Origin of the sequence: Roseburia sp. OM03-7AC, from assembly GCF_003462625.1 — a bacterium.
In the GTDB taxonomy this organism is placed as follows: Bacteria; Bacillota; Clostridia; order Lachnospirales; family Lachnospiraceae; genus Roseburia_C; species Roseburia_C amylophila.
On the sequence record NZ_QTZJ01000020.1, the window covers coordinates 1 to 6,196 of the forward strand.

6 protein-coding genes and 2 pseudogenes are annotated in these 6,196 nt (G+C 37.3%); all 8 read left to right on the forward strand.

The window, feature by feature from the left end; genetic code table 11:
* A pseudogene (locus tag DXB39_RS14840) lies at window positions 1-902 on the forward strand (hypothetical protein); the annotation flags it as partial.
* Window positions 899-1,192 (forward strand): hypothetical protein, encoded by a 294-nt coding sequence (locus DXB39_RS14445; protein ID WP_117699323.1) that lies wholly within the window; start codon window positions 899-901, stop codon window positions 1,190-1,192. The pseudogene DXB39_RS14840 and the gene DXB39_RS14445, both read left to right, overlap by 4 nt.
* Window positions 1,182-1,925 carry an enhanced serine sensitivity protein SseB gene (locus DXB39_RS14450; RefSeq protein WP_117699322.1) on the forward strand — a complete coding sequence of 248 codons (744 nt, stop codon included), beginning with the start codon at window positions 1,182-1,184 and terminating at the stop codon, window positions 1,923-1,925. The genes DXB39_RS14445 and DXB39_RS14450 overlap by 11 nt, the downstream gene beginning before the upstream one ends.
* A 517-nt stretch (window positions 1,926-2,442) precedes the next feature.
* The gene (locus tag DXB39_RS14455) at window positions 2,443-3,927 is read left to right on the forward strand and encodes a hypothetical protein (protein WP_117901614.1); all 1,485 of its coding nucleotides are present in this window, start codon (window positions 2,443-2,445) and stop codon (window positions 3,925-3,927) included.
* Complete coding sequence (locus tag DXB39_RS14460) at window positions 3,924-4,304, forward strand: hypothetical protein (RefSeq protein ID WP_117690461.1); 381 nt, start codon at window positions 3,924-3,926, stop codon at window positions 4,302-4,304. Before DXB39_RS14455 ends, DXB39_RS14460 begins: the two co-directional genes overlap by 4 nt.
* A 32-nt stretch (window positions 4,305-4,336) precedes the next feature.
* Window positions 4,337-5,377 (forward strand): hypothetical protein, encoded by a 1,041-nt coding sequence (locus DXB39_RS14465; protein WP_117842366.1) that lies wholly within the window; start codon window positions 4,337-4,339, stop codon window positions 5,375-5,377.
* A gap of 2 nt (window positions 5,378-5,379) precedes the next feature.
* Window positions 5,380-5,736, forward strand: coding sequence for a hypothetical protein (locus tag DXB39_RS14470; RefSeq protein ID WP_117842365.1), 357 nt, complete (start codon window positions 5,380-5,382; stop codon window positions 5,734-5,736).
* A gap of 273 nt (window positions 5,737-6,009) precedes the next feature.
* A pseudogene (locus DXB39_RS14475) lies at window positions 6,010-6,196 on the forward strand (T7SS effector LXG polymorphic toxin); the annotation flags it as partial.

The following is a 6,196-nucleotide window of genomic DNA, read 5'->3' on the forward strand; positions in this document are numbered from 1 at the left end:
GTGGTATGGCACTTCCACTGGTGACAACCGTTGGAGTTGTAGCAATTGGATTAGGCACAACTGCATATGGTTGTGCGAATGCTATAGAAGGTAGTCAGGATGTTTATGCAGGAGTAATAGGAGACCCAAGAATGGTATCGGTTAATCCAATCCGTGATACATTATTTGCCAGCAATCCGGAACTCTATTATTTAATAGGAAATGCGTTGACAATCTCAGCTTCTATGATACTGACCGGAGGAATGGCAGCAAATGCAGCAGTAAGTGCAGGAACATCCATAGGAAGGGCAGTAGTAACAGAGTATGCAAAGCAGGGACTGACGGTGGCAGCCAGCAGTTATGTGGAAAAGAGCATGACAGAAGCAACCAACAGTCCACTGGCAGGCTTTGTAGTTGGATCACTAACCGGAATGGCAACATATGGAACGCTCAGTGAGGCAGAGCTGGAAGTAGTAAATAACGTAAAAAGACCGCAGCAGTTGGGAAATGTAGGAGAGGGTGGAAGTAAGACAGTAAAGTATTCACCAATCAAACCTTGTAATGAAATTAGTCAAGAAGTAGCAGAATCTTTTAATGGTGCAACATTTACAAAAACAACGTTGACAGAAGATACAGTTATGTATAGAGTAAGTGGTGGTAAAGCAGGAGAGGTTGGTTCATATGTATCAAGAACGCCTCAAGGAGGAGGATTGCAATCACAATTGGATTTAGCATTAAATCCTTCGTGGGGAAATACAACAGAAAATATTACCAAGGTTGTTGTTCCAAAAGGAACCACAATTTATGAAGGTATAGCGGCACCACAAAATATATATGATAGTCTTGGAAATGTGATAGGAACATTGCCAGGAGGTGGAAATCAAGTATATATCCCAAAAGTGGAAGCGGGGTGGTTTAAATGATAAAATGTGAATGTAGTGAACGAATAGGAAGTGTTATTAATTCATATAAATTATATGAAGATATTAAATTGTTTTTTGAAGAACAGGTAAAAGAAGATATATTTTCAGAAGTACCAGTAGGAAAGCCATATTGTGATGGATTTGAGTGGAAAGCAGATAAATGGTACAAGTGTAAGTGTTGTGGATGTCTATGGGAAATTAAATATCCTGATTTTCCAGCAAAAGGTTTTGTTCGTAAGTTTGCTGATGGAATATATCACCAGAAGGAGATAGGGAAAAATGAATATTAAAGAACCAATTAGTAATCTTAAATTAGTCGAGGCAATTGAAGGATTAAGTAACAATAATGCAACACAACAGAAATTTTTTACAGAATTTGCACAAGCTAAATTACTATGCCCTGCAGATATTCATTTACAAAACAGTTCGAAAGATGGTAATGAAATAGTTGTAGGTGAAGGGTCTTCAATATCTATAAAGCATTTAGAAGATACAAAAGGTAATAAGTTTTTAATTGCATTTACTGATTGGGAAGAATTATATAAATGGAATTCCTCAAAAGAACAGCAAACAGTTATTTTTGGTTATAAGGATTTTCAAAACATTATGAAAGAATCGAGAGATGTATATACAGGAATGGTAATAAATCCTTTCGGTGCCAATATTGTGATTACGCTTCCAATGCTTGATGGAATGGAAAATGATTGTATAATTAAAAAAGAAGAACAGGTGTTTATAGGCATTCCAGCTGAATACCCAACTGAATTGATAAATGAGCTATGTGTATATTTTGATAAAGAAAAGAGTGTTGATAAGGCGTTTTTATTATGGATGGTAAGGGGTGAAGAAGGAAGCTATTTACTAATATTGGATTCAAAAGAAGAACCTAATAGTCTATACCCAAGAGTTGGAAAATTTTGCATTAGATTTTTAAGAGATAAGATGCTTGATATGGTTTCAGCGGATTCGGATTTTGGAAAGAATGCAATTAGAGAATACAAACCATTTTATGAAAGAGATTAATTTAATTATGGTTATACTTTAGGACTTCAAAAATCCCTAACTCAAAAAGCTACTTTAATCTCTGTCTGTTCACGAAGTGAATGACATACAGAGATTAATAATAGCTTTTTGTCATTTACCTAAAGGGGAAAGGACTCCTTATGGCGAAATTTGCCCTCAGGTATACAAAAGGATTTGTCCGACAATTTATATTGAAGATATTGTGAGGTATTGATTTTACTAACCTGTTGCAAGCTGGGAATTTTCACCCTTCCACAGAACTATTGTTTGCTAAAATGCTTATAGACGCTGTGAGATAGCCAATTTCTGTGAATGATAAAAAATTACAAGAAGAGATTTCGTTACGAGTTTAACAAATATTCATAACATCATATTTTCTTAAAGTGGCATACCAAAATCAAGACAAGCCAACTAATTGTTAAGAAAATGCCTTATTCTGATATCTTGAATAATTTTAAGACCTAGGATAAGAAATTTAATCAGTACACCTATACGAACGATAGAACTACATGAGCAGTTGGATCAGGAATTATTAAATCTTATCACAGAAGTTCAGAACCATGAGAGCAGTACCGTGACAGCACTGGAGAATTCCGTGGAATTGTTACTATCGAGTCTGAATACCTGTATTGCAAAAATCGGATTGAACACAGCTGCAATTGCAAGTTATGAAAGCAACAGCTTTTATACAGATAAGGACGTGTATGCACTTGCCAATATCAGTGAATTGTTTTATCAGCAGCATGAAGACAATAAAGATGTATATGATGCAATCTGTGAAGCGGAACAGAACCAAAAGGATGCAGCGGAAGAACGTGAGACGCAGGGAGTGTGGAAGACCGTTGCCGGAGTGGGTTTGCTTGTAGTAGGCGGAGTATGTATAGTCGCATCATGGGGAACAGCAACACCAATTGTTGCAGCCGCAGAGGGTATTGTTGGAACCGGAACGACTATTTTTGGAGTCGCAGATTCTGCGGAAGGTGCCCAGGATATTTATTATGGAAGCATCGGAGATATTGACAGTACCGCAGTAAATGACTTAAAATATGTGGTATTCCAAGGAAATGAGGAAGCATATTATCTGACAGAAAGTGTCTTTGCATTTGCAGCATCCGCAATGATTCCAATCGGTCAGGCGGCCTCAGCAGGAAACCTGACATTTCGAAGTGGAGCAACAATCGTTGCAAAAGAAGGAATTGCAACAGCAGCAGGTGCAGGAGCCCAGAAGTATACGACGGATTTAACTGGAAACCAGACCGCAGGAATGTTAGCAGGTATGGCAGCAAGTATGGCAACTGCGAAAGGACTGAATGGAATTGAAGCAGGAGCGAAGAAACTGGCGAAACCGAAGCTTGGAGATGTTGGAGACGGCGGAGGTTCAGCGTTTGCAAGAAATAATTTAAAATCTGTGTTAGCTAATGAAAGTTTGACATTAGATGAGTTTAATACACTTCGTTTAGCAGATGTAAATGAATTGTCAGCAGAACAAATTGGAAAATTAAAAAATATAAGAGAAGCAGTGCCTAAGATTGATAGTAATACAGTGATTCAAAAAACTATTCCCTTTGAGGATATAGGAAAATACATAGGAGATGACGGATATAGTACTATCAGAGGCTATATAGCAAGATATGATGATGTTTCACATATTCATGGTTATGATAATGTTGTAGAATCATCAAGATTAGACTATACAATAAATAGTGATATTAGACCATATCCAGAAGGTGGAAATGCATATGGTTATATTAAATTTATGACGGATGATGTGGATAGGATTGGAATACCGTATGGAACAGAATTTGGTGGGGGAAATACAGACCCTGCCCCATGTACACGTAATGGATTTACAGGTGCAAGGAATGGAGAAGTTATTCCAGAATGGACAGTTGATGGTAACCTGGAACCAATAGAAGGTGCTGAATTGCATAGGGTAATTGATTCAGAAGATTCTATCGTAGCTATTTTTGATGGCGAACATTTCAGAGAGGTGAAAAAATGATAAAAAATGGAAAATATGCTTATTATAAAGGAAATGAATATAAATTTTCAAGAGATGCTGATGGTAATTATATTATTATAACATCAGATCTAAAGAAAACTGATTGTACATTTAAAGATAAATATAATACAGGAGTATACAGTAAATTAGTGAATATATCAGATGTAGATGAAATTTACAAAATTGCAACTTATGGAAAGGTGAATGAAGAGAGGGTTTCAATTATAAAGGAAAAAAACGGAGAATATTTGGTTAGTACAAATGACTGTAAGATAGGGGAAAAGCTGAAGTTGGATCGAGTTGACAAATATGCATATGAGGGATGGTTAAATTCAAATATAGTAAAGCTTGATGAGGAAAAACAAGTTATAAAATAATTGGTTTACATGAGCAGTTGGATCAGGAGCTATTGAATTTTATTACAACAATCCAAAATCAGGAAAGTAGTACCGTAACAGCGCTGGAGAATTCTGTAGACTTATTAATTTCGAGCCTGAACAGCTGTATTGCAAAAGTAGGGTTGAACCAGGGAACAATTGCAAATTATGAAAGCAACAGCTTTTATACAGATAAGGACGTGTATGCACTTGCCAATATCAGTGAATTGTTTTATCAGCAGCATGAAGACAATAAAGATGTATATGATGCAATCTGTGAAGCGGAACAGAACCAAAAGGATGCAGCGGAAGAACGTGAGACGCAGGGAGTGTGGAAGACCGTTGCCGGAGTCGTATTGGTTGGTGTTGGGGTGGCATGTATTATTGCAACTGCAGGTGCAGGAGCCCAGAAGTATACGACGGATTTAACCGGAAACCAGACCGCAGGAATGATAGCAGGTATGGCAGCAAGTATGGCAACTGCGAAAGGTCTGAATGGAATTGAAGCAGGAGCGAAGAAACTGGCGAAACCGAAGCTTGGAGATGTGGGAACTGACGGTGGCGCAGTATTAAATGATGCGGATGTGGGTTCGGCTGTAAATGGTGGAACATCAAGTAAAATAGGATATGAATATTTAGATGACCAATTAGGTAACTTAAAAGATAAAGTTAAAATAAATCAGTATCAATCAGCAGAAAGTGTTAATGCTTGGTGGGAAGCAAGAGGTTATAAATCACCTTACAAAGAGAAAACTGTTGTACAAGATATAACACTGACAGAAGATACAAAATTTGTTCGAGTATATGACGGTGTGAATTCAAATTTAGAGGGTGGATGGGTTATGAGAGCCGAGGATATCAAAGGACTTACACCTAAAGAAATTCAAGCTAAATTTGCATTAGAGTATGAACCTAAATTTATTGGAGAAGTAGAGCTGAAAGCAGGAGATACAGTACGTTTAGGTGAGGTTGGACCTAATTTTGGATTTGATGGTGGTGGAATACAAATAGATTTACAACAGCAATGGATTGGTGATTTTACTGAACTTGGAAAGATTGAAGACTGGAGGTAAATATGAGAGAAGTATCTATTGATGGTAATATTTTAAATATTGGTGGTACTAAAATCACTGTAAAATATCCAATTAAACAAGTTGAAAGCATCAGTGGAAAGTATGTTGTATTGTTAAAGATTCCACGAGTAGAACTAGGAGCAGAGGAACTTAATAATATTTTGTGTTATAATGAAAATGGCGAAATGTGTTGGCGAATAAGTGACAAATTACCGTCTAATATTGTCAGCAAAGAGCAAATTCCATATGTTGCAATTCAAATTATGAATGGGAAATTATATGCTACTGATTTCTGGGGGAGAAAGTTTAATGTTGATGTAGAAAATGGAAATTTAATGGATGTAAAAATAGTACGTTGACAGAATAAAGCAGAGAATGTCATAGATATAACAAGGTTGTAACATTTTCTTTGACGATTCTCAAACACCCATGTTACAATGGCACGCAACAGGGGGTATAAGGGGGATGAAACGCCCTCATAATACCTAAACAAAAACACAGAATCGGAGATGTTCTATTGGTGATAACCGTCGTTTTATCAGCAGCATGAAGACAATAAAGATGTATATGATGCAATCTGTGAAGCGGAACAGAACCAAAAGGATGCAGCGGAAGAACGTGAGACGCAGGGAGTGTGGAAGACCGTTGCCGGAGTCGTATTGGTTGGTGTTGGGGTGGCATGTATTATTGCAACTGCAGGTGCAGCGTCGCCCATTGTTGCAGCGGTTGGAGTAGCTATGGAAACCGGAATGACTATTTATGGAGTCGCAGATTCTGCGGAAGGTGCCCAGGATATTTATTATGGAAGCATCGGAGATA

Coding starts and splice junctions, on each gene's coding strand:
- DXB39_RS14460 (WP_117690461.1), top strand. CDS start 3,924: ATGATAAAAAATGGAAAATATGCTTATTATAAAGGAAATGAATATAAA.
- DXB39_RS14450 (WP_117699322.1), top strand. CDS start 1,182: ATGAATATTAAAGAACCAATTAGTAATCTTAAATTAGTCGAGGCAATT.
- DXB39_RS14470 (WP_117842365.1), top strand. CDS start 5,380: ATGAGAGAAGTATCTATTGATGGTAATATTTTAAATATTGGTGGTACT.
- DXB39_RS14445 (WP_117699323.1), top strand. CDS start 899: ATGATAAAATGTGAATGTAGTGAACGAATAGGAAGTGTTATTAATTCA.